The organism is Mesorhizobium sp. M2E.F.Ca.ET.219.01.1.1 (assembly GCF_004016445.2).
GTDB lineage: Bacteria > Pseudomonadota > Alphaproteobacteria > Rhizobiales > Rhizobiaceae > Mesorhizobium.
In genome coordinates this window covers 365895-391650 of sequence record NZ_SADT02000002.1, presented here as the reverse complement: position 1 = coordinate 391650, position 25756 = coordinate 365895, and the positions used below count along the sequence as shown (strand labels likewise).

Annotated in this window: 31 protein-coding genes; 14 read left to right on the top strand and 17 right to left on the bottom strand. The window is 64.0% G+C overall.

Features of this window, described 5'->3' with window-relative positions; all coding sequences use genetic code 11:
* Window positions 1-74 precede the first annotated feature (74 nt).
* Window positions 75-1037 carry an L-threonylcarbamoyladenylate synthase gene (locus tag EN862_RS12290; protein ID WP_127867039.1) on the bottom strand — a complete coding sequence of 321 codons (963 nt, stop codon included), beginning with the start codon at window positions 1035-1037 and terminating at the stop codon, window positions 75-77.
* Window positions 1038-1208: 171 nt separating this feature from the next.
* On the opposite strand from EN862_RS12290, the gene EN862_RS12285 reads away from it, so the two are divergent.
* Together EN862_RS12285 and EN862_RS12280 are read left to right on the top strand one after the other, a co-directional pair.
* Window positions 1209-1727, top strand: a complete 519-nt coding sequence (locus tag EN862_RS12285; protein WP_189401739.1) for a hypothetical protein — start codon at window positions 1209-1211, stop codon at window positions 1725-1727.
* Window positions 1728-1827: 100 nt separating this feature from the next.
* Window positions 1828-2217 carry a hypothetical protein gene (locus EN862_RS12280; protein WP_127867038.1) on the top strand — a complete coding sequence of 130 codons (390 nt, stop codon included), beginning with the start codon at window positions 1828-1830 and terminating at the stop codon, window positions 2215-2217.
* A 97-nt stretch (window positions 2218-2314) separates the two neighbouring features.
* Here the strand turns inward: EN862_RS12280 and EN862_RS36110 are convergent, their stop codons facing one another.
* Both EN862_RS36110 and glyS read right to left on the bottom strand, forming a co-directional pair.
* On the bottom strand, window positions 2315-2611 hold the full coding sequence (locus EN862_RS36110; RefSeq protein ID WP_189401737.1) for an ATPase: 297 nt from the start codon (window positions 2609-2611) through the stop codon (window positions 2315-2317).
* Between the two features lie 164 nt (window positions 2612-2775).
* The gene (gene glyS / locus EN862_RS12270) at window positions 2776-4929 is read right to left on the bottom strand and encodes a glycine--tRNA ligase subunit beta (RefSeq protein ID WP_127867037.1); all 2154 of its coding nucleotides are present in this window, start codon (window positions 4927-4929) and stop codon (window positions 2776-2778) included.
* Window positions 4930-5181: 252 nt separating this feature from the next.
* Here glyS and EN862_RS36105 point away from each other — a divergent pair, with 252 nt between their 5' ends.
* Window positions 5182-5358: a hypothetical protein gene (locus EN862_RS36105; RefSeq protein ID WP_189401735.1), complete on the top strand. Its 177-nt coding sequence runs from the start codon at window positions 5182-5184 to the stop codon at window positions 5356-5358.
* Here the strand turns inward: EN862_RS36105 and EN862_RS12265 are convergent.
* Entirely contained in the window at window positions 5355-6278 is a 924-nt protein-coding gene (locus EN862_RS12265; RefSeq protein WP_189401800.1) for a glycine--tRNA ligase subunit alpha, read from the bottom strand. The genes EN862_RS36105 and EN862_RS12265 overlap by 4 nt on opposite strands.
* Before the next feature lie 194 nt (window positions 6279-6472).
* Here EN862_RS12265 and EN862_RS12260 point away from each other — a divergent pair, with 194 nt between their 5' ends.
* The gene (locus tag EN862_RS12260; protein ID WP_127867035.1) at window positions 6473-6934 is read left to right on the top strand and encodes a GNAT family N-acetyltransferase; all 462 of its coding nucleotides are present in this window, start codon (window positions 6473-6475) and stop codon (window positions 6932-6934) included.
* 49 nt (window positions 6935-6983) lie between these two features.
* Here the strand turns inward: EN862_RS12260 and EN862_RS12255 are convergent, their stop codons facing one another.
* From EN862_RS12255 to EN862_RS12235, 5 genes are all read right to left on the bottom strand, one after another.
* On the bottom strand, window positions 6984-8759 hold the full coding sequence (locus EN862_RS12255; RefSeq protein WP_127867034.1) for a tetratricopeptide repeat protein: 1776 nt from the start codon (window positions 8757-8759) through the stop codon (window positions 6984-6986).
* Between the two features lie 194 nt (window positions 8760-8953).
* Window positions 8954-9370: a DUF1284 domain-containing protein gene (locus tag EN862_RS12250; RefSeq protein ID WP_127867033.1), complete on the bottom strand. Its 417-nt coding sequence runs from the start codon at window positions 9368-9370 to the stop codon at window positions 8954-8956.
* A gap of 25 nt (window positions 9371-9395) precedes the next feature.
* Window positions 9396-9986: a biotin transporter BioY gene (locus EN862_RS12245; protein ID WP_127867032.1), complete on the bottom strand. Its 591-nt coding sequence runs from the start codon at window positions 9984-9986 to the stop codon at window positions 9396-9398.
* Window positions 9987-10306: 320 nt separating this feature from the next.
* Complete coding sequence (locus tag EN862_RS12240) at window positions 10307-10972, bottom strand: GntR family transcriptional regulator (protein WP_127867031.1); 666 nt, start codon at window positions 10970-10972, stop codon at window positions 10307-10309.
* Window positions 10973-11078: 106 nt separating this feature from the next.
* A complete protein-coding gene (locus EN862_RS12235) occupies window positions 11079-12092 on the bottom strand; it encodes a polyprenyl synthetase family protein (RefSeq protein ID WP_095816371.1) in 1014 nt (337 codons plus the stop codon).
* 157 nt (window positions 12093-12249) lie between these two features.
* Between EN862_RS12235 and EN862_RS12230 the strand changes: the two genes are divergently transcribed.
* The 7 genes from EN862_RS12230 (at window position 12250) to EN862_RS12200 (ending at window position 16559) form a co-directional block, all read left to right on the top strand.
* Window positions 12250-12474 (top strand): DUF2007 domain-containing protein, encoded by a 225-nt coding sequence (locus tag EN862_RS12230; protein WP_040991013.1) that lies wholly within the window; start codon window positions 12250-12252, stop codon window positions 12472-12474.
* Complete coding sequence (locus EN862_RS12225) at window positions 12474-13271, top strand: methyltransferase (RefSeq protein ID WP_127867030.1); 798 nt, start codon at window positions 12474-12476, stop codon at window positions 13269-13271. Before EN862_RS12230 ends, EN862_RS12225 begins: the two co-directional genes overlap by 1 nt.
* 138 nt (window positions 13272-13409) lie before the next feature.
* Complete coding sequence (locus EN862_RS12220) at window positions 13410-14267, top strand: S49 family peptidase (protein WP_127867029.1); 858 nt, start codon at window positions 13410-13412, stop codon at window positions 14265-14267.
* A gap of 84 nt (window positions 14268-14351) precedes the next feature.
* Window positions 14352-14537 (top strand): hypothetical protein, encoded by a 186-nt coding sequence (locus tag EN862_RS12215; protein ID WP_095816374.1) that lies wholly within the window; start codon window positions 14352-14354, stop codon window positions 14535-14537.
* A gap of 25 nt (window positions 14538-14562) precedes the next feature.
* Window positions 14563-15465, top strand: coding sequence for a 4-(cytidine 5'-diphospho)-2-C-methyl-D-erythritol kinase (locus EN862_RS12210; RefSeq protein ID WP_127867028.1), 903 nt, complete (start codon window positions 14563-14565; stop codon window positions 15463-15465).
* Entirely contained in the window at window positions 15452-16009 is a 558-nt protein-coding gene (gene moaB / locus EN862_RS12205; protein WP_127867027.1) for a molybdenum cofactor biosynthesis protein B, read from the top strand. The genes EN862_RS12210 and moaB overlap by 14 nt, the downstream gene beginning before the upstream one ends.
* 124 nt (window positions 16010-16133) lie before the next feature.
* Window positions 16134-16559 carry an aldehyde-activating protein gene (locus tag EN862_RS12200; protein ID WP_127867026.1) on the top strand — a complete coding sequence of 142 codons (426 nt, stop codon included), beginning with the start codon at window positions 16134-16136 and terminating at the stop codon, window positions 16557-16559.
* 42 nt (window positions 16560-16601) lie between these two features.
* On the opposite strand, the gene EN862_RS12195 is transcribed toward EN862_RS12200, so the two are convergent.
* Window positions 16602-17105: a glycosyltransferase gene (locus EN862_RS12195; RefSeq protein ID WP_127867025.1), complete on the bottom strand. Its 504-nt coding sequence runs from the start codon at window positions 17103-17105 to the stop codon at window positions 16602-16604.
* A gap of 149 nt (window positions 17106-17254) precedes the next feature.
* Here EN862_RS12195 and EN862_RS12190 point away from each other — a divergent pair, with 149 nt between their 5' ends.
* Window positions 17255-18409, top strand: a complete 1155-nt coding sequence (locus tag EN862_RS12190) for a PA0069 family radical SAM protein (protein WP_127867024.1) — start codon at window positions 17255-17257, stop codon at window positions 18407-18409.
* Between the two features lie 195 nt (window positions 18410-18604).
* Window positions 18605-19303 carry a ribonuclease HII gene (locus tag EN862_RS12185; RefSeq protein WP_127867023.1) on the top strand — a complete coding sequence of 233 codons (699 nt, stop codon included), beginning with the start codon at window positions 18605-18607 and terminating at the stop codon, window positions 19301-19303.
* A 40-nt stretch (window positions 19304-19343) separates the two neighbouring features.
* On the opposite strand, the gene EN862_RS12180 is transcribed toward EN862_RS12185, so the two are convergent.
* Together EN862_RS12180 and EN862_RS12175 are read right to left on the bottom strand one after the other, a co-directional pair.
* Complete coding sequence (locus EN862_RS12180) at window positions 19344-20480, bottom strand: alpha-hydroxy acid oxidase (RefSeq protein WP_127867022.1); 1137 nt, start codon at window positions 20478-20480, stop codon at window positions 19344-19346.
* A gap of 18 nt (window positions 20481-20498) precedes the next feature.
* Window positions 20499-21959 carry an amidase gene (locus EN862_RS12175; RefSeq protein ID WP_127867021.1) on the bottom strand — a complete coding sequence of 487 codons (1461 nt, stop codon included), beginning with the start codon at window positions 21957-21959 and terminating at the stop codon, window positions 20499-20501.
* A gap of 140 nt (window positions 21960-22099) precedes the next feature.
* On the opposite strand from EN862_RS12175, the gene EN862_RS12170 reads away from it, so the two are divergent.
* The gene (locus tag EN862_RS12170) at window positions 22100-22798 is read left to right on the top strand and encodes a GntR family transcriptional regulator (protein ID WP_127867020.1); all 699 of its coding nucleotides are present in this window, start codon (window positions 22100-22102) and stop codon (window positions 22796-22798) included.
* A 249-nt stretch (window positions 22799-23047) separates the two neighbouring features.
* Here EN862_RS12170 and EN862_RS12165 read toward each other — a convergent pair whose 3' ends face one another.
* The 5 genes from EN862_RS12165 to EN862_RS12145 all read right to left on the bottom strand — a co-directional run bounded on the left by EN862_RS12165 (window position 23048) and on the right by EN862_RS12145 (window position 25715).
* Window positions 23048-23539: a F0F1 ATP synthase subunit B gene (locus EN862_RS12165; protein WP_127867019.1), complete on the bottom strand. Its 492-nt coding sequence runs from the start codon at window positions 23537-23539 to the stop codon at window positions 23048-23050.
* A 10-nt stretch (window positions 23540-23549) separates the two neighbouring features.
* Window positions 23550-24131, bottom strand: a complete 582-nt coding sequence (locus tag EN862_RS12160) for a F0F1 ATP synthase subunit B (RefSeq protein WP_127867018.1) — start codon at window positions 24129-24131, stop codon at window positions 23550-23552.
* Window positions 24132-24188: 57 nt separating this feature from the next.
* Entirely contained in the window at window positions 24189-24416 is a 228-nt protein-coding gene (locus tag EN862_RS12155; protein ID WP_095816382.1) for a F0F1 ATP synthase subunit C, read from the bottom strand.
* Between the two features lie 79 nt (window positions 24417-24495).
* Complete coding sequence (locus EN862_RS12150) at window positions 24496-25257, bottom strand: F0F1 ATP synthase subunit A (RefSeq protein WP_127867017.1); 762 nt, start codon at window positions 25255-25257, stop codon at window positions 24496-24498.
* Window positions 25258-25322: 65 nt separating this feature from the next.
* Complete coding sequence (locus tag EN862_RS12145) at window positions 25323-25715, bottom strand: AtpZ/AtpI family protein (RefSeq protein ID WP_042641414.1); 393 nt, start codon at window positions 25713-25715, stop codon at window positions 25323-25325.
* Between the last annotated feature and the right edge of the window lie 41 nt (window positions 25716-25756).

Genomic DNA, 25756 nt, shown 5'->3' with positions numbered 1-25756 from the left:
TCAGAACCTAGAGCAATTCCAGGAAAAGTGCGAAGCGGTTCCGCCCGGAATCGCATCAAAACAAAGAGATAGGCTCAGCCGGTCTTGTCACGCGGTGCGGCGGCCCGCGCGAGCCGATCGTTGATCGCCTCGCCCAGGCCCTCGAACGGGATAGGCTCGACAGCGATGATCCTGGCGCCGCTGCGGTCCAGCGCCTGCATGAAGGCGAAGAGGTTGCTGGCCGCCTCGCGCAGATCGCCGGCTTCGGAGAGATTGCGTATAGCCGCCGCATCCTGCCAGCCCTCGGCGCGGCTGCGGCCGAAGGCAAGCAATGCCTCGCCCCTCACGATCTGTTGAACATTGAGCCGCATCGCGGCGCCCGGCGCGTAATGCGAGGCGAGCATGCCGGGCGCTTCGATGCCGGCAGCGCCGCGCATCAGTTTCGCGCCGGCCACCGCCTCGATCTCCTCGGCGCCGATGCCGCCTGGCCTTAGCAGCCGCAATTTGCCATCCTCGACCTTGAGAATGGTCGATTCCAGGCCGACGGGCGTCGCGCCGCCATCGACGACCAGTTTGATCCTGTCGCCGAGATCGGCGGCCACCGCTTGCGCCGTCGTGCCGGAAATCCTGCCGGAGGAATTGGCGCTCGGAGCCGCGAGCGGCCGGCCAAGCCGCGCGATCAGCTCGCCGCCGAACCCGCGCGGCATGCGCAGCGCGATCGTGTCCAGCCCGGCGGTGACCAACGGATGGATGCCGCTGTCGGCGCGGTGCGGCAGGACCAGCGTCAGCGGACCGGGCCAGAAGGCCTCCGCAAGCTTGGCAGATAGCGGATCGAAAACAGCAATGCGGTCTGCCATGGCGCGATCGGCGACATGGGCGATCAGCGGGTTGAAGCGCGGCCGGCCCTTGGCCTCGAAAATACGCGCCACGGCGACGCCGTTGGTGGCATCGCCCGCCAGACCGTAAACCGTCTCGGTCGGGATGGCGACGACGTCGCCGGCTTGCAGCAACGCCAAAGCCCGCTCAAGCGCCTCGCCAACCGCCAATATCTCAGCCAAATTTGCCACCAGTCTCAAACATGCCGGTCCCGTAATACGACGGCTTCCGTCGGGCAAGGGCGGGCATTGGCGATTTATCAATCCCTAAAATGTTAAGTTTCCGCGCAAGCCGGCTTCAATCTGCCGGCCTTAAGGTTCGGGCCGGTGGTTACCGGCTGGGGAGTTGTTGTAATGCGTTTGCTCGGAGCGTTCGGCATCGGCCTTCTGGCAATGAACAGCGCGGCGCATGCGTCGTCGATCGTCGTGCTTGGCGTCTCGACCTCGACGCCTTCGGTGGTCAGGCTGGACGCGATCGATCCGGCCAAGCTGTCGGCGCTCTCCGCGCCATCGGTGATTGCGTTCGGCGACCCAATGCCCGCCGTCACCGACGAAAAGGTCGCGGCTATTCCCGAAAAGTCCGGGCATCAGTCGGCGCCGATGATCATCCGCGGCGGCATTGTCGGCGGCGCCTTCGCGACGCCCGCCGCGACCGCGTCGGCCAAGCCCGCAACACCGGCAACCACGACCGCGGCCGCACCGGCAAATGGCACGTCGCCGGCGACGCCCGCGAACGGCACCGCGTCGGCAGCCAACGGCAACAGCAAGGCCGGCAGCCAGCCGACCGCGACAGCCAATGCGTCGGACGGCGCGCAGCAAAAGGCGCAACCGCCAAATGGCCAGCCGCTGCCGCGCGTCGGCAAGGCGATGTAAATCACACTGGACACCACCTCGATGTGCTAGGCGCTTGGCATTGTCCGATTCCCGTCATCGGGATCGGGCACGATGGCACTGGCATTTCAAAGGGGGTTCCATGACTGTTTCGAAAGCGATGGCCGTTGCCGGGTTGGTAGCGGCGACGATACTCGGCGCGGGTTCGGCGCGGGCCGACGACATGCTCGGCTCTTACGTCGCGCGGATTTCCGATCGCGATCATCGCGCCAGCGACGGCTATCCGCTGAGCAGCGCGGCGCAGATGGTCAGACAGGACCGCGCCAACTGGCACAAATTCCACCGGCGCGACAGCGACGACCAGGGCGATCCCTGGTTCCGCAGCGACGGCTCGCGCGTCGACCTGCAGCGCATGCTGGAACGCGGCGGCGCCATGAGCAGCGCCACAAGGCGCGCCATCGTCAACGGCGAACCGCTGATCGAGTTGGATGTCTATTCCGACAGCGTGCGGGTCAGCATCGTGGAAGATTGAGGCGTCAATCTTCCTGGAAGACTGACGAGGCAAGCCTGACGAAAAAGGGGCGGTGCGCGACGCGCCGCCCCTTCGTTCTTCACAGACAGGAGGCGGCTCAGGCCGCTTCTTCCTTGTCGTCGTCGTCCGACTCGTCGGCGTCGTCTTCGTCCTCGTCGCCCGAGGCCTTGGCTTCTTCGTCTTCGTCTTCGTCGTCATCCTCATCATCCGACTCATCGTCGGTTGAGGCAGTGATTTCCTCGTCGCCGTCTTCGTCCTCGTCGTCCTCAGACAGGTCGGCCGCTTCCACCGCCGCGGCGGCGGCGTGGTCGAGTATGTCGTCGGAAGCGGATCCGATGGCCTCGGCGGCGGCCGGGGTCTCTTCAATCAGGTCGATATCGTCAACGGAATTCATGGCATGCCTCCGTGGTTTGGGAACGCATCTTTGTCCCACGCGGAGGTAATCGCCGTATGACTGTAAGCCGGCTCCGGCGGATTAAATTTCGGACGCCGAATTGTTCTGATCTACCCGCATCCTAGCAGATGCGGGTAGATCTCGACGGTGCGATTCCTGCGCCGTCAGCCCACGATTTTTGAAAAATCCGCGACCTGGTCGGTGGCGGCGCGGATGCGGGCGAGCAGCGCCAGGCGGTTGGCGCGCACGGCCTGGTCCTCATCATTCACGAGAACGCCCTCAAAGAATGAATCAACCGGTTCGCGCAACACGCTAAGCGCCAGCATGGCGGCGGAAAAATCTTCGTTTTGAATCGCTTGGCCGGCTTCCTTCTCGGCCTGATTCACCGCGGCATAGAGCTTCTTTTCCGCGTCTTCGCGGAACAGAGCCGGCTCAACGGTCTCCGCGACGAGCGTTTTCTTCTTCTCCTCTGCGGCCAGGATGTTGGCCGCGCGCTTGGTGCCGGCCAGCAGGTCCTTGCCATCCTCGGTATCGAGGAAGGAGCCCAGCGCCTCGACGCGGCGCACGATCTGCAGCAGGTCGTCGGACTGCGGCGTGATGACGGCGTCGATCAGATCGTGCCGCGCCCCCTGGTCGCGGAGATAGACTTTCAGGCGATCGTGGAAGAAGGCGAGGAGGTCGAACGACTGATCCGCGCCGCCTTTGAAGTTTGCAAAAGCCTTGGCGAAGACGGACGTCAGCGCCAGACGAATCCGGTTCTCGATGAGGATCCTGACGACGCCGAGTGCTGCTCGGCGCAAAGCGAACGGGTCCTTGCTGCCCGTGGGCTTTTCATCGATCGCCCAGAAGCCGGTCAACGTATCGAGCTTGTCGGCAAGCGCAACAGCTACCGATACCGGATCGGTCGGCACGCGGTCGGACGGGCCTTGCGGCTTATAGTGTTCCTCCGCGGCTGCGGCCACGGATGCATCCTCGCCCTGCAGAAGCGCGTATTTGCGACCCATGGCGCCCTGCAATTCAGGAAACTCGCCGACCACCTCGGTCTGCAAGTCCGCCTTGGCCAGCACGGCCGCGCGGGCAACGAGCACCCTATCGGCGCCGACGACCGGCGCCAGTTCCTCGGCCAGCCGCTTGATACGCTCAACGCGCTCCCCCTGCGTGCCCAGCTTGGCATGGAAGGTGACATTGAGATGATCAAGCCGCGCCATGCGCTGGTCGAGCGGCTTCTTCAAATCGAGGCCGAACTTTTCCGCCGACGCTTTGAGCTGGTCGAGGTCAGGCAGATCGCTCTGGTCGGTCTTCCAGAAATAGAGCGCGTCGGACAAGCGCGCCCTGACCACCTTGCCGTTGCCGTAGGCGATCTCCTTGCCGCCGTCGGTCGCCTCGATGTTGGCGACCAGGATGAAGCGGTTCGAGAGATCCTCGCCCGCGCCTTGCGGCCGGGTGACGAAGCATTTCTGGTTGGCGCGGATGGTGAGGCGGATGACCTCGGCCGGAATGCTGAGGAAATCCTGCTCGAACTCGCCCATCAGCACGACCGGCCATTCGACCAGGCCGGAAACCTCCTCCAGCAAGCCCTCGTCCTCGACGAGATCGAGCCCGTTGGCGAAGGCGATGTTGCGGGCATCGGCCAGGATGATCTCCTTGCGTCGGTCGGCATCAAGCACGACCTTGGCCGCTTCGAGCTTCGCCACATAGTCGTCGAAGCGGCGCACGGTGATGGGGCCTGGCGCATGGAAGCGGTGGCCATAGGTGACGTTGCCGGAGCCGATGCCGTCGATCTCGAAATCGACCACGACCGGCTCCTCGGTCTCCGGGCCGAAGGTGCAGACGATGGACTGGAGCGGCCGCACCCAGCGCAGCGAGCCGGGTTTCGCCGAGGCCGGCCCCCAGCGCATCGATTTCGGCCAGGGGAAGCTTTTGATGATGCCCGGCACCAATTCGGCGATGATCTCTTCGGCCGCCCTGCCCGGCTTTGCGATATGGGCGACGTAGAAGTCGCCTTTCTTCGGATCGGAATGGACATGCGCCTCGGCGATCGATGACAGGCCGGCCTTGCGCAGGAAGCCCTGCACCGCCTGCTCGGGCGCCGTGGTCGAGGGACCCTTGATCTCCTCACGAATGTCCTTCGAGCGCGCGGTCAGGCCGCGGATGTCGAGCGCAAGGCGCCGCGGCGTCCAATATTCGCGGGCCGCCTCATAGGTCAGACCCGCCTCGACCAGACCGTCTGTCAGCATCTTCCTGAGGTCGCTGGCAGCCTTGCGCTGCATGCGGGCGGGAATCTCTTCCGAGCGAAGTTCTAAAAGCAGGTCAGGCATGATTAGGCTCCCACCCTCCCCTTGATGGGGAGGGCCGGCGCGTCAGCGCCGTAATGAATGGGCGGGAAATAGCAACTCGGCCGCCCGCTGTCACCCCGCTAGCAGATCGCCTTTTTCAATCGATTTCGCGGAATTTTCAGCCCGCTGTCGGGACGCAGCGAAGTCACCCGTCCTTGGAGCAGACCTTCCCATGAACCGAATGCAGCGCTGAAGCGACACACGCTCAGGCAGAGACCTATTGGCTGAACGACGATGAAGACGGCATCGAGAACCCTGCAGATCCTGGCGCTCAGCGCCTGCTTCGCCGCCCAGATGCACGGCGTGATCACGATGCCGGGTGTGAGGCAGGCCATGCGCACGATCGATGGCGCAACGGTGCAGACCGTGTTGCCGGCCGCTGCCGAGACCGTGAAAACCGCAGCAGCTTAAGCCGCCGCCAGCCCGCCCGCCCGCGTCTTCAGGAACGCCTCGCCGCACCCCTTGGCCAGATTGCGCACGCGCAGGATATAGCTCTGGCGCTCGGTGACCGAGATCACGCCGCGCGCGTCGAGCAGGTTGAAGACATGGCTTGCCTTGATGCACTGGTCGTAGGCCGGGAAGACCATGCGGTGCATGGCCAGATTGTCGCTCGGCTTCGGCGTGCCGGCATCGAGCAGCGCCTTGCACTCGGCCTCGGCGTCCTCGAAGTGCCTCAGCAGCATCGCGGTGTTGGCGAATTCGAAATTGTGGCGCGAATATTCCTGCTCGGCCTGCAGGAAGACATCGCCGTAGGTGACCTTTTCGGCCCCCTCGCGGCCGTTGAAGTTCAGGTCGTAGACATTGTCGACGCCCTGCACATACATGGCGAGCCGCTCCAGCCCGTAGGTCAGTTCACCCGCCACCGGCGCGCATTCGATGCCGCAGACCTGCTGGAAATAGGTGAACTGCGAGACTTCCATGCCGTCGCACCAGCACTCCCAGCCGAGCCCCCAGGCGCCAAGCGTGGGGCTTTCCCAGTCGTCCTCGACGAAGCGGATGTCATGCAGCAGCGGATCGACGCCGATCGCTTCCAGCGAGCCGAGATAGAGCTCCTGCAGGTTCGGCGGATTGGGCTTCAGGATCACCTGATACTGGTAATAATGCTGCAGGCGGTTGGGGTTCTCGCCATAGCGGCCGTCCTTGGGCCGGCGCGAGGGCTGCACGTAGGCGGCGTTCCAGCGCAGCGGACCCAGCGCGCGCAAGGTGGTTGCCGGATGGAATGTGCCGGCGCCGACTTCCATGTCGTAAGGCTGCAGGATGAGGCAACCATAGTCTGCCCAGTAATTGTGCAAGGTCAGGATCAGCCCCTGGAAGGAGCGGCTGGGATGCATATGAGCGGGGATCTCGATGGTCACGGCGGCCTCGGAAAGCGCAGGATGACGCTTCCCTAGTTGCCGAGCCGACGAGCGTCAAGGCGGCGCCCCACATCCGGCGAGGTTGAACGCTTTGGGCCCGGCTGGCCCATTGCCGGCGCGCGGCCCTGATCCTTTGCTCTATCGAGCTTCACAACAACCAAGGTTCAGCCATGTCCGGCCAACTCGCCGTTCGACCCGTCACAAGGCAGGATTACGAGCAGTGGCTGCCGCTATGGGACGGCTACAACGCGTTTTACGGGCGCTCCGGCCCGACGGCGCTTGCCGGCGAGATCACGCAGATGACCTGGTCGCGTTTCTTCGACGCCTATGAGCCGGTGCATGCGCTGGTGGCCGAGCGCGAGGGCAACCTGCTCGGCCTCGTCCACTATCTCTACCATCGCTCGACGACATCGATCGCGCCGAGCTGCTATTTGCAGGATCTCTTCACCACGCAGGCCGCGCGCGGCCAGGGCGTCGGTCGGGCGCTGATCGAAGGCGTCTATGAGCGCGCTGGCCAAGCGGGCGCGAACCGCGTCTACTGGCTAACGCATGAGACGAACCACACGGCGATGCAGCTCTACGACCGCATCGGCGAGAAGTCCGGATTCGTCGTCTATAGAAAGATGTTCTGAAATGCCGCGGGGCCTCGAAGGGCCCCGCCAGAAATCAATAGCGCAACACTCAGCCCTTCGGCGCGGGCGTCGGGTCCGGCTTCACCTTCGGGGTTTCCTGCGCGGTGTTGGATTCGATCGGCGGAAGGCCCTTGAGCAGCTTCTGCTGCAGGGTGGCGAGCACATCCGGATCGGGCTTCAGGTCGCGCGCCTGGGTCCACTGATAGGTGGCCTCGAGCTTGCGGCCGACGCGCCAGTAGGCGTCGCCCAGATGGTCGTTGAGGACCGGATCTTCCGGCTTCAGCGAGACGGCGCGCTCCATCTCGCGCACGGCGTCGTCGAAGCGGCCCATGCGGAAATAGGCCCAACCCAGCGAATCGACGATGTAGCCGTCGTTAGGCCGCAGATCCACGGCCTTCTGGATCATCGCCAGGCCTTCCTTGAGGTTCATGTTCATGTCGACCCAGGAATAGCCGAGATAGTTCATGACCTGCGGCTGGTCGGGCTGCAGCTCCAGCGCCTTGCGGAAATTGGGTTCGGCCTTCGGCCATTCCTTCAGCCGCTCATAGGCGATGCCGCGCTGGTAAAAGATGTTCCAGTTGGCGGCGGTCGGCGTCTTCAGCTGCTCGACGGCCTTGTCGTAGAGATTGGCCGCCGAACGGAAATCTTCCTTCGAGCCATAGACGCCGCCAAGCGCCAGATATGCGCGCATGTCGTCCGGGTGCTTGTCGAGATAGGCCTTGAGATGGGAAATCGCCTCGTCATGCTTGTCGAGATCGGCAAGGTTGAGGCCGATCTGCAGGTCGGAAAGCTCTTTCAGCGGCGAGGATTCCGGAATGCGACGGTAGAGCGCGACCGCGCCCTCGCCGTCCTTCAGTTGCTCGGCAACGGCGGCAAGCTGCACGAGCGCTGCGTCGCTGTCCGGCTTCAGCGCCAACGCATATTGCAAATAGAGCCGCACGAAAGGCTCGCCGCCACCACGATTGAGCGCGGTGGCGAGGTCGAGCAGGATTTCGGACGCACCGTCGGCCGGGCCGGCGACCAGCGGCTCGATCTTGTCGCCCTTGGCGATGCGGTCGCGCAGCGTGGTGATCTCGAGCTTGCCCGGGGCGAAGGCCTCGGCCTGGTTCAACACCGCCTCAGCCTTCGACTTGTCGCCCTTGCGGGCGAGGAAGGAGGCATAGGCCTGGGCATTGCGCATCCAGGTTTCGGGAGCGGAGCCGCCGGCCGCGGTGTCGGCCAAGGTAGCGGCGTAGATCGCATCGGCCTTGTCGTTCAGGCCGGCGGCATCGGCGATCAGCGCGCGGTGGAACGACTTGAACAGGCCGAACCAATCGGGGCCTTGCAGCTTGTCGATGGCATCCATGGCCTCGGACGCATTGCCGGCACCCTGCTTGGCCCAGCCGTCCATGACGCCGGAGAGCAACCGGTCGAGGTCGGATTCGAGCGACAGCTTCAGCCAGTACTGCGCCTTGGTGTAGTCCTTCTTGTGGAAGGAATCGACCGCCAGCGCCAGGCGCGAGAAGCGCTCGACATCGGGCACTTCCTTCAGCTTGTCGGCATAGACCAGCGATTCCTCGAAACGGCCCTGGGAGACCAGCGCCAGCATCAGGCTCTGCTGCAGGTCCTTGTCGTCGGGGGCAAAGGCCAGCGCCTGCTTGTAATAGGCGATCGCGTCGTCGAGGTCGTTGTCGCTTTCGGCGATATGGGCCGCAAGATAGGCGCCCGAGAAAGACGTGATCTGCAGCGGTTTGGCTTCTTCCTTGGCCTGGACCGGCAGCACCCAAAGCGCCACTCCGGTCAAAAATGCCAGCCTCGTCAGCCAGCGCGCACGTCCTTGCCGCATCGTATCCCTTTCAGCCAGATGCGATCCCGCCCTTGGAGGACCGCCCCACAGACTCGAACTTTTCCGGTCAAAGCATGGCCTTTTTGCGGTCAGGCTTCAATCGGCAAGCGAATCACAATCCAATCATCCCGCTTAACAAACGATGCCAGTCAGCGAAAATATGGGGATCGGCGGCTGAATTTCGACATATCCGCTTAAATGCGTGTTCCGCGAAAGCCGCCCGCCGCGACCGTGCCGCACAGCTCGAACCACTCGCAGCCCGGGCACGCCTTGCGCGTCAGGCCGGATGAAAAGGCCTCGCGCATCCGCGCCAGCGTCGAGGTATTGAGCTCGAGCCTGGCGCCGGCCGGGAGCGGCCGGCCAAGGAGATCGGCGACGTCCTGCGCCGCGACGGCGTCCCGCCCGGCGGCGCTTTCGCCCAGGCAGTGCGGCTCCGACTCATTCAGCAGCGGGACGCAGATGTCGTCCGGGCCGGAAACGATCAAAATATCCTCGCCGCCGGCCAGGCGCTTCACCACCACGTTGTAGTTGGCGGTGAAGGCCGGCGAGTAGCCCTTGCCGACATAGGTCAGCAGGCAAAGCAGATGATGGGCGCGGAGCCTGACAGTCATCTGGGTTCGATCATCCGCCCGGCTGCTACCGGGAATCGGCCGGCCTATTGCCCGAAACCAGCTTCAGCGTCGCCGCGCCCAGCGCCGACTTGAGCAGACCGCCGACGATGAAGGGCAGGAAGCCGAAGGTGATGGCTTTCCCGGCGCCAATCATGACCGCAAGCCAGGCTGTGCCCAGAACCAGGCAGAGCAGGTTGCCGATGAGCATGGCGGCGAAGGCAAGCAGGACGCGGTTGCCGTTCCAGCCGCGCTCGGCCAGCCAGCCGACGACGGCGCCGACGACCGGGAAGGCGAGGAGGTAGCCGCCGGTCGGGCCGACGAAATGCTGTATTCCGGCCGCTCCGCCGGCCAGCACCGGAAACCCTGCCGCGCCTTCAACCAGCCAGGCGGCGATGGTGAGCGTGCCGAAGCGCCAGCCGTAAAGCGCGCCGACCAGCGTGACGGCGAAGGTCTGCATGGTCACCGGAACCGGCACCATCGGCACTTCGATGTAGGAGGACAGCGCCAGGAATAGCGAGCCAAGAACGACGGCGCCGATCTGCCAGGCGAGCGAACGGCTGTGCAGCTTGAGCGGGCTGAAGGAGGGTTTTTGGGTCGAAATGGCTGCGTTGGTCACGGTGTCTTCCCTGGCTTGTGTGAAATTATAGATAATTTCTTTATTCGATCTATTATCGAATCCATATTTTCGTGACAATGGCAAGCCCGCAGGTTCGTCATCCACGGGCGGAGCGGAAGCGAAGCGGAGCGAAGACCCTAGGATCCATGCCGGAACCTATGGGCGTCACGACGGCAGAACGGCGCTATGTTCTGCACCACCTCTATTTTTCGGCGAAGGTAACGGCATGGATTCCAGGGTCTGCGCGCGTCGCTTCGCTCCTTGCTCCGCCCTGGAATGACGAGGTTGAGAGGCCTCGGCTAATTGCCAATCGCCCGTCACTACCCCACGATGGCGAAGGCGTCGCGGGTTCTGCCGGAGGCGGTCTTGACCGGTTTCTGGCCGATCCATTGGACGTGGCGGCCGAGCGTCGCGGCGGCCGATTCGGTGTTGCCTTGCCTCAGCGCGCTCAGGATCGCGCGGTGGTCCTGGTCGGTGCGGGTTTCCCATTCCGAGCGCCAGGCCGCGAAGAGGAACCGGGCGCTCGCCGCGTGCAGGTCGTCGATGGTGGAGAGCAGGCGCGGCATGTTGCAGGGCGCCAGGATCAGCCGGTGGAAGGTGCGGTTGGCCTCCTCCCAGGAGCGGACGTCACGGGATTTGTCGCCGGCCTTGGTCGCTTCCTCGGCCTGGTCGAGGATGGACGCCGTCAGATGCGGCGCGGCATGGCGCAACGCCAGCACTTCGAGCGCGGCGCGCATCTCGGCCACTTCCCTGACCTCGCTGAGATCGAAGGAGGCGACGCGCACGCCGCGCCTAGGCTCGCTGATCGCCAACCCTTGCGCCTCAAGGCGGCGAAAAGCCTCGCGCACCGGGACATGGCTGGTGTTGAACTCCTCGGCGACATGGTCCTGGCGCAGCCTCGATCCGGGCTCGATCGCGCCCGAAATGATGCGGGCCGCCAGCTCCTTGCTGATGCGGACGGCGATCGTGTCTTCTGTGCTGGCCATATTTTATAGATAATTTGCCGCGCCGCCCTTTGTCGAGACGGCCGGATCGGGATTCACAGGCGCCCTGCCCGGCGGATGCCAGGCAGGCGCAGGGAGCCAAGCAGGTTCAGTTGACGCGGCTGATGCAGAAATCGATGACGTCGATCAGCGCCGACTTCTGCGGCGTCGCTTCGAGCGGCGCCAGCGCATCGCGGGCGATCTCGCCGAAATGGCGCGCGCGACCGATCGTGTCGGCGATGGCGCCATGGCGGGCCATCAGGCCGATCGCCTTTTCGAGCCCGGCATCGTCGGTAACGTTTTCCTCGATGGCGCGCTTCCAGAAGCTGCGCTCGGCCTTGGTGCCGCGCCGGTAGGCGAGGATCACCGGCAGCGTCACCTTGCCCTCGCGGAAATCGTCGCCGACATTCTTGCCGAGATCCTTGCTCGACCCGCCATAATCCAGCGCGTCGTCGATGAGCTGGAAGGCGAGGCCGAGATTCATGCCGTAGGAGCGCAGCGCGGCGCGATCGGTGCGCGAGGCCTGGGCGATCACCGGCCCGACCTCGGCCGCGGCCGAGAACAGCGCCGCGGTCTTGGCCTTGATGACGGCGAAATGCTCGTCCTCGGTGGTATCGAGGTTCTTGGCGGCGGCAAGCTGCATCACCTCGCCCTCGGCGATGATGGAGGCGGCGGCCGACAGGATGTCCAACGCTTCCAGCGAACCGACCTCGACCATCATGCGGAACGCCTGGCCGAGCAGGAAATCGCCGACCAGAACGCTGGCCTGGTTGCCCCAGATCATACGCGCCGTCTTCTTGCCGCGGCGCAGCGCGCTCTCGTCGACCACGTCGTCATGCAAAAGCGTCGCCGTGTGCATGAACTCGACCGCGGTCGCGAGCTTGACATGGCCTTCGCCCGAATAGCCGAACATCTGCGCGGCGGCCAGTGTCAGCATGGGCCTGAGCCGCTTGCCGCCGGAAGAGATCAGGTGGTTGGCGATCTCCGGGATCATCTCGACGTCGGAGCCGGCCTTCGACAGGATCAGCTCGTTGACGCGTCCCATGTCGGCGGCCGTCAGATCGATCAGATCCTTGATGGAAGCGGGTTCCCGCTTGCCTTCGATGTTGAGAACGACACCCACCACGACAACTCCCGTCAATTTGACGCGTACCCTTAATCCCGCGTCGACTCTAGGGCGGTACAACCGGGCACGGCAAGAGGCGAATTGGCGCGGCTTGGCCGACGCTCTTGTCCACCCGCACGTTTACACGAACGCCACAACCTGCGATTTTCGTTCCATGATCGAGCTTGTCCGCACCAACGACGCCGTCGTGATCTCCTTTGTCGAATCGCTGATGCGCGACGCCGGCATCGCCTGTTTCGTCGCCGACCAGAATATGAGCGTGCTCGAAGGGTCGATCGGCCTTTTGCAGAAGCGTGTCATGGTCGACGCCGACAAGGCCGACGTGGCGCGCCGCATCCTCAAGGATGCCGGCATCGAAAACGAGATCCGCCAGAAGTAATGGCAACCACCACCGTCCCCGCCCCAGATACGCCGGCGCACACGGTCGATGCCTTCCATCGCGGCCGCTTCTGGCTGGTGCAGCCTAGCCAGGGCGGCCACCGCGCCGGCACGGACGCCATGATGCTGGCGGCCGCGTTGCCGACCGGCTTTTCCGGACGGCTCGCCGATTTCGGCGCCGGCGCCGGCGCTGCCGCCCTTGCCGTGCTGTCGCGCTGCCCGGCGGCACGGGCCGTCCTCGTCGAGCGCTCCGCCGAAATGGCCGGGTTCGCCGCCGCCACGCTTTCGCATCCCGGCAATGCGCATCTCGGCGACCGCGCTTGCGTGCTGACGGCCGACGTGACGCTGACCGGCCGGACGCGCGCTGAAGCCGGGCTCGCCAATAATTCCTTCGACTTCGTCATCATGAACCCGCCTTTCAACGCGGCCGAGGACCGCTCGACGCCCGACGCGCTGCGCCGGCAGGCGCATGTTGGCGAGGACGGGCTGTTCGAGCGCTGGATCAGGAGCGCCGCCGCCGTCGCCAGGCCGCGTGGCGGGCTGGCCGTCATCGCCCGGCCCGAGCAGCTCGTCGCCATCCTCGCTGCGATCGAGGGGCGCTTCGGCGATGCCGAATTGCTGTGCGTGCATCCGCGTCCGGACGCGGCGGCGATCCGCATCGTCGTCAGGGCGGTGCTCGGCGCGCGCGGGAAACTGTCGATCCGCCCGCCACTCGCCTTGCACGGACCATCCGGAAACGCGCCGAGCGAGCGAACGGAAATGATCAACAACGGCCTGGCATCGCTGTTCGGCGATTGATCCCAGCCGTGCGATGCGGCATTGCCGTTAGGCGGCGAATGCCTACATGGCAGGCAAGGTGACATCGCGCCCGAAAGACATTACCGACTTGCCTGATCTTACCCTGCTCCTTTGCATCTTGTCCGGAGATACCCGTTCGTGAAACGCCTTTTCAACCGCCTGCTGCCGAAATCCTGGCGCTCGACAGTCGTCACCATTCCGGTCATCCGGCTGCAGGGCGCCATCATGGCCGGCGGCGGCCAGTTCCGGCCGAGCCTGTCGCTCGCCTCGACGGCCGGCCTCATCGAAAAGGCGTTCGGCTTCGACGCGCCGGCGGTCGCCATCTCGATCAACTCGCCGGGCGGCTCGCCGGTGCAGTCGCGGCTGATCTTCAAGCGCATTCGCGACCTGGCGGCGGAGAAGAACAAGAAGGTGCTGGTCTTCGTCGAGGATGTGGCGGCTTCCGGCGGCTACATGATCGCGGTCGCCGGCGACGAGATCTTCGCCGACCCGTCCTCGATCGTCGGCTCGATCGGCGTGGTCTCGGCCTCCTTCGGCTTCCCCGAATTGATGAAGAAGATCGGCGTCGAGCGGCGCGTCCACACCGCCGGGCAGAACAAGGCGGTGCTCGATCCGTTCAAGCCCGAGAAGAAGGAGGACGTCGAGCGGCTGAAGGCGCTCCAGCTTGAAGTGCACGAGACTTTCATCGATCTCGTCAAGGAGCGGCGCGGCAGCAAGCTGAAGGACGACCCGGACCTGTTCACCGGCCTGTTCTGGACCGCCAAGCGAGGCCTCGAGCTCGGCCTTGTCGATGCGCTGGGCGACATGCGCAGCGTGCTCAAGACCCGTTTCGGCGACAAGACGCAGCTCAAGCTGATCACCGCGCCGCGCGGCCTGTTTGGCCGTTTCGGCCTGTTCGGCTCGCGCTTCTCGGCGCCCGATATCGCGCAGGCCGCGGCCGGCGGCATCCTCGATGCGGCGGAAGAGCGCGCGCTGTGGGCGCGCTTCGGGCTTTGAAAAAGCCATGATTGCGGATAGCATGATCGCTTGACCGAGCCCATCCGGCCGGCCTTGCCGCGAGGACGCGGGAGGAGTTTGGACATGCCGCAGATCGTTTTCTTCGCTGTTGTCGGTGCCGCCGCCTATTTCGGCTACCGCGCTTTCGTGCGCGAGGCCGAGCGCGTGACGGCCAAGATCCGGCGCACCGAGAAACAGGCGGCGAACGGCACGATGGGCACGCTGGTCAAGGATCCCAAGACCGGCGAATATCGTCTCGCCAAGGACTGAAGCCATCTCGCCAGCAGCCGACATCCTGGAGCCCGGCACAGAGGTCCGGACGTGGCTCGCGCCGGCCAAGATCAACCTGGCGCTGCATGTCACCGGACGGCGCGACGACGGCTATCATCTCATCGACAGCCTTGCCGTCTTCACACGCTTTGGCGACCGGCTCGAGATCGAGCCGGCGGAGCACGACGAGTTCTCCGTATCCGGCCGATATGCCGCCGGCCTGCCGCTCGACGACGGCAATCTGGTGGTGAAGGCGCGCGATGCCCTGCGCCGGGAAGTCGGCGCGCAGCGCACGCCTCCCGTCGCCATCAGGCTGGAAAAGAACCTGCCGGTCGCCTCGGGCGTCGGCGGCGGCTCCAGCGACGCGGCGGCCGCGCTCAACGGCCTGGCGCGGATCTGGAAGCTCGATATCGACGACACTTCGCTGGCCCGGATCGGGCTTTCGCTCGGCGCCGACCTGCCGATGTGCCTCAAGGGCAAGCCGCTGGTCGCGCGCGGCATCGGCGACGAGGTGTCGCCGCTCTCCGCGTTCCCGGCGCTCGGCCTCGTCCTGGTCAATCCGGGCGTTGCCGTCTCGACGCCGGACGTGTTCAAGGCGCTCTCCAGCCGCGACAACGCGGCGCTGCCGCCGCTGCCGCCGCTGCCGAAGCGCCTCGAATTCCACGCCATCCGCAACTGGCTGGAGACGACCCGCAACGATCTCGAGCCCCCTGCCCGATCGATCCAACCAGCGATCGGCGAAGCGCTCAACGCACTCAAACGTGCTGACGCCGCCTTCGCGCGCATGTCGGGCTCCGGCGCCACATGCTTTGGCCTGTTCGAGACCGGCAACGTCGCCAAGCGCGCGGCGATCGCGATCCGCGCGCGCCACCCCGACTGGTTCGTGGCCGCCACCCGCAGCATGGAGGGGAGCGATGGCGAAGCTTGACGAGAGCCGGCCTTTCATCCCGGTGCGCATCGCGGTGCTGACCGTCTCCGACACGCGCAGCCTCGCCGACGACAAATCCGGCCAGACGCTGGCCGACCGCATCACGCAAGCCGGCCATGTGCTTGCCGCGCGCGACATCGTGACCGACGACCGCGAGAAGATCCGCGACAAGGTGCTCGGCTGGTCGAAGGACGAAACGATCGATGTCGTCATCACCACCGGCGGCACCGGCTTCACCGGCCGCGACGTGACACCGGAAGCGCTGGAGCCGATCTTCGAAAAGCGCATGGACGGCTTTTCGGAAGTCTTCCACCGCATCTCCTACGACAAGATCGGCACCTCGACGATCCAGAGCCGGGCGACCGGCGGGGTCGTCAACGCCACCTTCGTCTTCGTGCTGCCGGGCTCACCCGGCGCCTGCAAGGATGCCTGGGACGGCATCATCAAGGCTCAGCTCGACTACCGTCACATGCCCTGCAACTTCGTCGAGATCATGCCGCGGCTGGACGAGCATCTCAGGCGCGGCGGCGAGCCCGCCTCATAAGCATAGGCAAAGCACCCGGTCGGCCTCCACTTTACAGGCCGAAAGGCGCTGACGGCTTTGTGGCGCCATTTCGAAGCCGGCGCTGGCAAAGTACCTTGTGTGCGCGAACAAGGGACAATCCATCATGGGCGTTCACAGCGGCGGCTGCCATTGCGGTAATATCCGCCTGAATTTCTCCACCACTCTCGACCCGGCCGAACTGGAAGTCCGCGCCTGCCAGTGCTCGTTCTGCACCCGGCACGGCTCGCGCGCGGCCGCCGATCCGAACGGCAGGCTGGCTATCTCGGTCACCGACAGGGAACGCCTGCAGACCTATCGCTTCGGCCTGCGCACAGCCGACTATCTCGTCTGCCGCGAGTGCGGCGTCTATGTCGCGGCAGTCGCCGGAGAAGGCGAAGACGCCAGGGCGATCGTTATCGTCAACGCGCTCGACGATCGCGAGCTGTTCTCCCGCAAGCCTATCCCGGTCCGCTACGATGCCGAGAACCGGGAGCAACGCCTGGCCAGGCGCCGCAGCGCCTGGATGCCGGTGGAAGTTCGGGGGCTGTGAACCCGCCTCACCGCTCCACCGATCCAAGCCGATATGCCGGCGTCACTTTGGCGGCGCGACCCAGATTTCGGCGTTCAACCGCCTGGTCGCCAGGCCGCGCGCCAGGGCCTCCGCACCGCGCGCGCTCTTTGCCAGAGCGGAGGCCTGGCGCTTGCTGATGACGAGACCCTCGGCGAGCGCGCGGTTGCCCGAAAAGACGCGGGCCAGAAAAGGCGCGCGATCGGCGCGGGCACGCGAAAAGCGTGCCGGCATGGTTTGCTTCGCCGTGTGGGCGACGACTTCGTCGATCCAGCCTTCGGCGAGCCGGGCGCCGGGTTCCAGAAGCAGCAGCCAGTCGCCCTTGGCCTGGCCGATGCCGGCGCCGATGCCGCTGGTCACATAGTGACAGCCGGCATGCTCGGCAACGCGGTGCGTCTGGTCGGTGGAGCCCTGATCGCAGACGATGACGTCGCGCACGACGCCCTCGACCGCGCCGCCGACCAGCGAGGCGAGCGTGCGGGCAAGTCCCTCTTCGTCGTTCCGGGTCTCAATGAGAACGCTGAGCATGCCTAGCCGAATAGCGGAAAGCGGAGGCTTGCGCCAGTTCACGCTTCCAGCCGAAAAAGTTCTTGCTTTGTTCTCATCAAGAAAATAGGAATAGTTTCATGAACAGAGCGATTCGACAGCCTGCCGACAGTCCCTGGGAGAGGGCGAAAATGGAACAGATCGTGCGCGCCGACATTGCCGCTTTCGGAGCAGGCAGAGCCGAGATGGCAAACGCGATGATCGAGCAGAGCGGCATGCGCGTGCGGCCCGACCGCAATCGCGGCCGCTCGGCCGGCATCAACCCGTCCGGCCGCTTCGAGCCGGTCAGCCGGCATGTCTTCGACGACGGGTGGAACTCGCTGGAAGAGTTGCCGCCCTTCAAGACCGAGGTGCAGGTCGAGAAGCCGCGCACCATCATCACCCGCAACGAATCGCCGGATATTTCCTTCGACCGTTCGATCAATCCCTATCGCGGCTGCGAGCATGGCTGCGTCTACTGCTTCGCCCGGCCGACGCATGCCTTCATGGGTCTGTCGCCGGGGCTGGATTTCGAATCGAAGCTGTTCGCCAAGCCGGATGCGGCGCGCATGCTGGACCGGGAATTGTCGAAGCCGGGTTACCAGCCGCGCACGATCGCCATCGGCACCAACACCGATCCCTATCAGCCGATCGAGAAGCAGTACCGGATCATGCGCGAGATCCTCGAGGTGCTGGAGGCGCGTGGCCACCCGGTCGGCATCGTGACGAAGTCGGCGCTGGTGACGCGCGACATCGACATCCTGTCGCGCATGGCCGAGCGCGGCCTTGCCAAGGTGGCGCTGTCGGTGACGACGATGGACCGCATGCTGGCCAGAACCATGGAGCCGCGCGCGTCGACCCCGACGAAGCGGCTGGAGGCGATCAGGCAGTTGTCGGACGCCGGCATCCCGGCCTCCGTGATGGTGGCGCCGATCATTCCCGGCCTCAACGATCCGGAGATGGAGCGCATCCTCGATTCGGCGCGGGCCGCCGGGGCGCGCGAGGCAGGCTACGTCATCCTGCGCCTGCCGCTCGAAGTGGCGCCAATCTTCAAGGACTGGCTGTTGCGGCATTATCCGGATCGCTACCGGCATGTGATGTCGCTGATCCGTTCGATGCGCGACGGCAAGGATTATGATTCCGAATGGGGCAAGCGCATGAAAGGCGCCGGACCCTATGCCTGGCAGATCGGCCGGCGCTTCGAGATCGCCGCCAAGCGTCTCGGCCTCAATGCCGAACGACGACAGCTTCGCATCGATCAATTCGTCGCAGGCTCCGGCGCCGGCGAGCAGCTGATGCTGCTTTGAAGACGGCGCCGGCCCTGACGGCCGGCCCTAAGCAATTCCAGGCAAAGCCGTTTTCCGTCTGGAGGCGCAGTCCTTTTGAAGTATCCCGTCCGGCCCCTGTCCCCCGGCTGTGAGACGGTGCCCTCCCGGTCCGGCGCCCCACCCGACCCGGAGGGACTTGCGGAGAATCGGAGCCGATGCGAACCTCGCCGCACCATGGCTCGCGCGCGTTCCGATTCTCCGCTTCTCTTTGAAATGGTCGAGAAGCCCGACTTCTCGATCGAGACGAAGGCGATGGCCGATGGGCTGTGGCCGGTCGCCGGCATGGACGAGGCAGGCCGCGGTCCGCTCGCCGGGCCGGTGGTGGCGGCGGCGGTGGTGCTCAACCCCGCCAATATTCCTGAGGGCCTCGACGATTCCAAGCGCCTGACCCATTTGCAGCGAGAGGCGCTGTTTCTCAAGATTCTCGGCTCGGCGCTCAGCGTCTCGATGGCCTCGATCAGCGCCGAGGGCATCGACAACAGCAACATCCTGAAAGCGAGTCTCGAAGCGATGCGCCGCGCCGCCGCGGGTCTCTCGCTGCAGCCGAAACTCGCCCTGGCCGACGGCCGCGACGTTCCGCCCGGCCTCGCCTGCGAAGGCCGGGCGCTGATCAAGGGCGACCAGCGCTCGCAGTCGATCGCCGCAGCCTCGATCGTCGCCAAGGTGATGCGCGACCGCATGATGTGCGGCTGCGGCGGCCATCACGAACACTACGGCTTCGAAGTGCATATGGGCTATGCGACAGTCCGGCACCGCACCGCCATCGAGGCGCATGGCCCGGTGGCAAGGCTGCACCGGACCTCGTTCGCGCCGTTCAGGCTGGGCGGGGCGGAAGCGGTTGAGGAAGAAGAGAGCTTGGCCGGGTTGGAGTGACGGCGACTGCTGATCTCCGCTCGTTGTACGACGCAGACAGCTAGGCGAGTATTCGGCGATCTATTTCATCAACCCGGACGGTTCCGGTCAGGCCCATTGTGACGTCGAATTCCTTGCGGATGAGATCGATGGCCTTGGCAACTCCTTGTTCGCCCGCGGCACCCAGGCCGTGAACATAAGCCCTGCCGATCATGCACGCCTTTGCCCCGAGAGCCAACGCGCGCATCACATCCTGGCCGGAGCGAACCCCTCCATCTACCAGAACTTCCAAATCGGCGCCCACCGCATCCGCAATTTCGGGCAGCACCGAGATCGTGGATCTGCCACCGTCAAGTTGACGTCCGCCATGGTTTGAAACCACCAGGCCTTGCACCCCAATTTTCGCGAGGTCACGCGCATCCTTGGCGTCGCCGATGCCCTTAACGATCAACTTTCCAGGCCATATGCTTCGAACCCACTCCACGTCTTTCAACGTCGGGCTCGTGCCGAATTGCTCATTCATCCATGCGGCAAGCGATTCTATCTTTTGGTTGCCGGATTGTCCGACGAGATTCCCGAACGTCTTCCTCTTGCCGCGCATCACGCTGGCGACCCATGCCGGCCTGCTCGCAAAGTCGACAAACTTGCCGAAAGTCCACTTCGGCGGCACCGTCATGCCGTTCTTGATGTCGGCATGTCGTTGCGCCAGCACCGGCAGGTCCACCGTCAGGACAATCGCGTCGCATTTCACGGCGATCGCGCGTTCCACGAGCGATCTGACGAAGCCGCGGTCCTTTAGCAAACTCAGTTGAAACCAGAAGGGTTTTTTGACAGCGGCTGCGACATCCTCCATCGAGCAGATCGACATAATCGATAACGTGTATGGAATGCCCGCCGTCTGCGCAGCGCGACAAGCGTGAATTTCCCCGTCGGCATATTGAAGCCCTCCCAAGCCGACTGGCGCCAGAACGAGCGGCACTGAAATTGCCTCGCCCAGCAGCACGGTAGACGTGTTCCTCCTGGATACATCGACCAGAACACGCTGCCGGAATTTGATCTTTTCGAAGTCCGTTCGATTCTCGCGCAAGGTCTGCTCGCTATACGAACCGCGATCGGCGTAGTCGAAGAATGCCCTGGGAACTCTCTTCCTGTGAAGCTGCCGGAGATCTTCGATACATGTGATCGTATTCGAATTCATATCTTTCTCCTCCCTCATTTATGACGAAGAGCCGTCTATCTTCCCCACAAATTCCATCACTTGCATGGCTGCGCCTAATACGTCCGCGTCCGCTCCTCTTGCGCCGACAATCTGAAATCCGATTGGAAGCCCGCCAGTGGTTAGGCCAATGGGCACAGAACATGCGGGCTGCTGGCTGAGGTTTATGGGAAAATTGAAACATGCCCACTCGGTCCATTCCTGGTAAGTAGATCCAGGCGGGACATCGTGCATAAGCGGAAAGGCTGTGACCGGCACGGTCGGCGAGATCACGAAATCATAGGTCTTGAGAAGCCGATCCATTTCGCCGCCGAAGACCGAACGGTGCAATAGCGCTTGCGCATACTCAGACGCCGCGAAGCATCCGCCGATTTCCGCTGCACGAAGCAAACCCGGATCGAGTTGCAGTCGGTCTTTGTCGGCGATCTTGGACACCCTGTTTGCCGCACCGGCAAACCAGAGGATGTTGAAGGTCGCCAATACGTCTCCACCCGGCAGGCTGATCGGTTCGACCGCCGCACCCGCCTCCTCCAGCAGGTGGGCGACCCGAACCACCGCGGCGAGGATTTCCGGATCGACTTCGCCAACGATCGGCTTTGACCATAGGCCGATCCGCGAACCCCGCCATTCCCTCCGCCGGTCGAGCACCGGGGATGCGAATTCCGTTGTAGGCTGGCTCCAGTCCCGTGGGTCGCGGACCGTCATGCTGCCGAGCATCAGCGCAGCATCCTCGACCGTACGAGCAATCGGCCCGATGTGACCGAGAGTGCCGAACGCGCTTGGCGGATAGTACGGCACCCGGCCAAAACTAGGCTTGTGGCCGACCACCCCGGTGAAAGCGGCAGGTATTCGCACCGACCCGCCCCCGTCTGTGCCAAGATGCAGATTTCCGCAACCGGTGAGCGCGGCAACAGATGCGCCTCCCGACGATCCCCCGCATGTCAACTTCGGATCCCACGGGTTCGACGTCGCTCCAGACAATGGGCTGTCGGTAACAGCTTTCCAACCGAACTCTGGCGTTGTGGTTGCTCCAATCAACACGGCGCCGACCGCTCGTAATGCTTCAACAGAAGGAGCATCGGCTTGAGAACACTCGCCAGCTGTAACCGTGCTGCCGAAGCGCGTGGGCCAGTCTTTGACCGTCATCAAATCCTTGATCGTAGCTGGAATTCCGTCGAGAGGACCGAGCGCCGCGCCGTTCAGCCATCTCCGTTCGGATTCTTTGGCGGCGGCCATGGCTCCCTCATCGTCCAGGAAGACAAAGGCATTGAACTGCTCATTGATGCTCGCCGCCCTGGCGAGTACGGATCGGACGACCTCAACCGGTGAGGCCTTTCGCTTCAGATAGAGGCTCGTGAGCTCAGTGGCGGTGAGCCGGCACAGGATATCGGCGTCGGATATCGGCGCGACACTGCGATCATTCGTGCCGTTTTTCGAACCGGCAAGCGGGACGTCTTCCATCGCTCCGACCATATCGAGCAGCTAGGGTCAACACTGAAATTTTTGTAACATTTCACAGATATTTCTTGTAGCGCGAAACGACCAAATGTGTCAAGTGTGTTCGATCGGTACGCTCTGCTACGACTGGCCACGGTTGGACGATGAACGAAGAAGGTAATTTCGCATTGCCGCCGCGGCGACGTCTGACTGATGAGGCCTACGACCTTATCAAGAACGACGTGATCCTGTGCAGATTGAAGCCCGGAGCTGAAGTCACCGAAGCGGGATTGGCCAACCACTACGGACTCGGCCTTGCACCTATACGCTCAGCTTTGTCGAGACTTAGCCAGGAAGGGCTGGTCAACACCATCCCCCGACGCGGCTACATCGTTGCCCCGGTCAGCGGCAGGACTGCGAACGACGTTTTCGACCTTAGAATGCTGCTGGAACCTGCCGCGGCATACGCTGCCGCGGGGCGTGTCGATGAGAAGGCGCTTCGTACACTGGGCGCCGGCCCATTCCTTCGGGACGATACGCCTGACGATCTGCAATTCCTGAAGAACAACAGAGACTTTCATGTCGAGATCGCTCGGGCGTCCGGAAACGAGCGGATGGCTCGGGTTATCGAGTCCTTGCTCGATGAAATGCAGAGATTGCTTCACATCGGATTGTTCTCCAGCCAAGATCGGCAGCGCTTGCTGCTGGACCACGAGCTCCAACGGCAACAGCATGAGGAATTGATCGACGCGCTCGTGGCAGGGGATGCCAAGGCATCAGAGAATGCGGCCTTGCGGCACGTGCGGCATAGCCGTGAGCTCGTCATGAACGCTCTCGGCAGCATACTCTCCGTCACGCTGTAGCCCGCCATGCGGCTCTGGCTATTCATGATGGAATGGCGGCACGCGTTAGATCAATTCCAGGAAAAGTGTGAGCGGTTTTCCATCCGGAATTGCGTAAAAACAAAGGGATAGAGCGGTTCACCGTTTCCGTGAAACGGTGAAACGCTCCAGGTTAGCCGCTTGGCTTGCGACGCACTGCTGCGATCCTTCGACAACAAAAAAAGCCGCCGGGTTGCCCAGGCGGCTTTCTGATTGGTGACAGCGATAAGCTCAGTTCAACTTGGCCTTCACGTCATCCAGCGCCGACTTGAATAGATCCGCCCCGGCCTTCACGTCGACCTTGGCGGCGAGCAGCGCGCGGGCGGCCTCGACGGCGATGTCGACGGCGCTGGCGCGCACTTCGCTGACGGCCTCGCGCTCGGCCTGGCTGATCTTCTGCTCGGCAAGCGCGGTGCGCCGGGCTACATAGTCCTCGGTCTTCTTGTGCGCCTCGGAGGCGAGCAACTCAGCCTCGCGCTTGGCCGCGGCAACGATGTCGGCGGCCTCCTTCTCGGCTTCCTTGCGCTTCTGCTGGTACTGGCCGAGCAGCTGCTGGGCCTCCTCACGCAGGCGGCGGGCCTCTTCAAGCTCGCTGCTGATCTTGGCCGCGCGGGCGTCCAGCGACTTGGTGAGCATGCCCGGCACCTTCAGATAGATGATGGCGCCGATGAAGATGATCAGGGCAATCGTTGCCCAAAGTGTAGCAAGAGACGTAGCGGTCATGATGCGCTCCTCACCGGCTCGCGGATTTGACCGCGGCCGCGATCTCGGACTTGTCGGCCTTGCCGCCGACAAGCGCCTCGACGATGGCCGACGTGGTGTCCTCGGCGATCGTGCCGACTTCCTTCATCGCCTTGGCCTTGATCGAGGCGATGCTCGCCTCGGCCTCGCCAAGCTTCTTCTCGAGCTCGGCTTCGAGCTTCTTGCGCGTGCCTTCGGCTTCAGCCTTGGCGGCGTCGCTTGCCTGCTGGCCGATCTTGTTGGCGTTGGCCTTGGCCTCCGCCAGTTCCTGCTCATAGGCGGCAACGGCGGCATCCGCCTCGCCCTTCAGCCTTGCGGCATGGTCGAGGTCCTGGGTGATGCGGTCGTTGCGGACATCTATGATGCCGCCAAGACGCGGCATCACAACGCGCTTCAGGAACAGGTAGAAGAGCCCGAAGGTGATGACCAGCCACAGGATCTGCGAGGGGAAGGTCTTGGCGTCGAACGGCGGGAACGCTTCATGTTCCGGCGTAGGCACCGCGGTGCCCGCATGCGTATCGCCTTCGGCCGCGGCCGGCGCTGTTTCTTGCGCAAAGGCAGATGTCACGAACATCTCATTCCCCTGTCCATACGGGGCCGCACCATGCGGCCCCTTTTGTCAGCGCGCTTCTTACTTGGTGAACACCAGCAGCAGCGCGATGAGGAGCGAGAAGATGCCCAGAGCCTCGGTCACGGCAAAGCCGAAGATCAGGCGGCCGAACTGGCCATCGGCAGCCGACGGGTTGCGGAGCGCGCCCGAGAGGTAGCTGCCGAAGATGTTGCCGAGGCCGATGCCCGCGCCGCCCATGCCGATGCAGGCGATACCAGCGCCGATAGCAGCTGCTGCAGTTGCGTCCATTTCAAAACTCCTGTGGTTTGCTTGTTCGTTGCAGTTGGTACGTTGGGTATGCTGGCGCCAAGACGCCGGTGAAAATCGATCAGTGGCTCGGGTGCAGCGCGTCGTTCAGATACATGCAGGTCAGCACCGCGAAGACATAGGCCTGCAGGAAGGCGACCAGCAGCTCAAGGGCGGTCAGCGCGACGGCCATGGCTAAAGGCAGGATCGAACCGGCAATGCCGACGGCGCCCAGCGCGCTGAGGCTGACAACAAAGCCAGAGAACACTTTCAGCGTGATGTGCCCGGCCAGCATGTTGGCGAAAAGACGAACCGAGAGGCTGATAGGACGCGAGACGAAGGAAATGACTTCGATCGCTACCACCAGCGGCAGCAGATAGCCCGGCACGCCATGCGGCACGAACAGCTTGAGGAAGCCGAAGCCGTGCTTGGCGAAGCCGTAGACGACGACGGTGCCGATGACCAGGATTGCCAGCGTGAAGGTGACGATGAGGTGGCTGGTGACGGTAAAGAAATAGGGGAACAAGCCGATCAGATTGGCGACCAGCACGAACATGAACAGCGAAAACACCAGCGGAAAGAACTGCATGCCCTGCTTGCCGGCAGCATCGCGCAGCATGTTGCCGACGAATTCATAGGCCATTTCGGAGACCGACTGCAGGCGCCCCGGGATCAAGGCGCGGCTGGCCGTGCTCCAATAGAGGAAGGCCGACGCCAGCACGATCGTGATGACCATGAACAGAGAGGAGTTGGTGAACGAAACGTCGTAGCCGCCGATATGCAGCGGGATGATCGGATGGATCTGGAACTGGTGGATCGGATCGACCTTGTCAGCAGCAGCCACTTTAAATCCCCGTCAAAGCCACAACCGGCTTCTTAAGTTCACCTCAGCGCGCGGAGGCGCCCACTTCATTCTTTCGGCTCGCGCGGCTTGCCGCCCTGACCGAACTCCGGTGCAAGCCCCGCCGAACGCAGGACATTGAGTATACCGGCGCCAAAGCCAAGCAACAGGCCCACGATCAGACCCCAAGGCGCGGTTCCCGCCAGGCGATCGATGATCCAGCCCAAGCCGACACCAACCACCACTCCGGCGATGAACTCGCTGGACAGTTTCAGCGCCTGACCGTAACCGGCCGCAGCTTTCGCTTCGTCTTTCCCCTCGAGCCGGTCCGTGCGTCTCGTCGCGAGCGATGCTTCGAGATCGCGCCGGCGGCGCTCAAGTTCGTCGTCGCGGATGGTGGCTTCTGGCTGCCTGCCGCGGCCGGTTTCTCCGGTTCCGTCTGGCCCGGTTTTGTTGGCCATCGCAACCCCCCTGCCCGGGCAGACGATTGCCGTCCGTCCGC

What these genes read in the sequence shown, in the direction of transcription:
- EN862_RS12250 (WP_127867033.1), bottom strand. Translation starts at nt 9,370, where the DNA reads ATGACTGTCAGGCTCCGCGCCCATCATCTGCTTTGCCTGCTGACCTAT.
- EN862_RS12225 (WP_127867030.1), top strand. Translation starts at nt 12,474, where the DNA reads ATGGCAACCACCACCGTCCCCGCCCCAGATACGCCGGCGCACACGGTC.
- EN862_RS12280 (WP_127867038.1), top strand. Translation starts at nt 1,828, where the DNA reads ATGACTGTTTCGAAAGCGATGGCCGTTGCCGGGTTGGTAGCGGCGACG.
- EN862_RS12185 (WP_127867023.1), top strand. Translation starts at nt 18,605, where the DNA reads ATGGCTCGCGCGCGTTCCGATTCTCCGCTTCTCTTTGAAATGGTCGAG.
- EN862_RS12230 (WP_040991013.1), top strand. Translation starts at nt 12,250, where the DNA reads ATGATCGAGCTTGTCCGCACCAACGACGCCGTCGTGATCTCCTTTGTC.
- moaB (WP_127867027.1), top strand. Translation starts at nt 15,452, where the DNA reads ATGGCGAAGCTTGACGAGAGCCGGCCTTTCATCCCGGTGCGCATCGCG.
- EN862_RS12215 (WP_095816374.1), top strand. Translation starts at nt 14,352, where the DNA reads ATGCCGCAGATCGTTTTCTTCGCTGTTGTCGGTGCCGCCGCCTATTTC.
- EN862_RS12265 (WP_189401800.1), bottom strand. Translation starts at nt 6,278, where the DNA reads ATGCATCCCAGCCGCTCCTTCCAGGGGCTGATCCTGACCTTGCACAAT.
- EN862_RS36105 (WP_189401735.1), top strand. Translation starts at nt 5,182, where the DNA reads ATGAAGACGGCATCGAGAACCCTGCAGATCCTGGCGCTCAGCGCCTGC.
- EN862_RS12240 (WP_127867031.1), bottom strand. Translation starts at nt 10,972, where the DNA reads ATGGCCAGCACAGAAGACACGATCGCCGTCCGCATCAGCAAGGAGCTG.
- EN862_RS12190 (WP_127867024.1), top strand. Translation starts at nt 17,255, where the DNA reads ATGGAACAGATCGTGCGCGCCGACATTGCCGCTTTCGGAGCAGGCAGA.
- EN862_RS12145 (WP_042641414.1), bottom strand. Translation starts at nt 25,715, where the DNA reads ATGGCCAACAAAACCGGGCCAGACGGAACCGGAGAAACCGGCCGCGGC.
- EN862_RS12175 (WP_127867021.1), bottom strand. Translation starts at nt 21,959, where the DNA reads ATGGAAGACGTCCCGCTTGCCGGTTCGAAAAACGGCACGAATGATCGC.
- EN862_RS12160 (WP_127867018.1), bottom strand. Translation starts at nt 24,131, where the DNA reads ATGTTCGTGACATCTGCCTTTGCGCAAGAAACAGCGCCGGCCGCGGCC.
- glyS (WP_127867037.1), bottom strand. Translation starts at nt 4,929, where the DNA reads ATGCCTGACCTGCTTTTAGAACTTCGCTCGGAAGAGATTCCCGCCCGC.
- EN862_RS36110 (WP_189401737.1), bottom strand. Translation starts at nt 2,611, where the DNA reads ATGAATTCCGTTGACGATATCGACCTGATTGAAGAGACCCCGGCCGCC.
- EN862_RS12200 (WP_127867026.1), top strand. Translation starts at nt 16,134, where the DNA reads ATGGGCGTTCACAGCGGCGGCTGCCATTGCGGTAATATCCGCCTGAAT.
- EN862_RS12195 (WP_127867025.1), bottom strand. Translation starts at nt 17,105, where the DNA reads ATGCTCAGCGTTCTCATTGAGACCCGGAACGACGAAGAGGGACTTGCC.
- EN862_RS12155 (WP_095816382.1), bottom strand. Translation starts at nt 24,416, where the DNA reads ATGGACGCAACTGCAGCAGCTGCTATCGGCGCTGGTATCGCCTGCATC.
- EN862_RS12180 (WP_127867022.1), bottom strand. Translation starts at nt 20,480, where the DNA reads ATGAATTCGAATACGATCACATGTATCGAAGATCTCCGGCAGCTTCAC.
- EN862_RS12165 (WP_127867019.1), bottom strand. Translation starts at nt 23,539, where the DNA reads ATGACCGCTACGTCTCTTGCTACACTTTGGGCAACGATTGCCCTGATC.
- EN862_RS12260 (WP_127867035.1), top strand. Translation starts at nt 6,473, where the DNA reads ATGTCCGGCCAACTCGCCGTTCGACCCGTCACAAGGCAGGATTACGAG.
- EN862_RS12255 (WP_127867034.1), bottom strand. Translation starts at nt 8,759, where the DNA reads ATGCGGCAAGGACGTGCGCGCTGGCTGACGAGGCTGGCATTTTTGACC.
- EN862_RS12170 (WP_127867020.1), top strand. Translation starts at nt 22,100, where the DNA reads ATGAACGAAGAAGGTAATTTCGCATTGCCGCCGCGGCGACGTCTGACT.
- EN862_RS12285 (WP_189401739.1), top strand. Translation starts at nt 1,209, where the DNA reads ATGCGTTTGCTCGGAGCGTTCGGCATCGGCCTTCTGGCAATGAACAGC.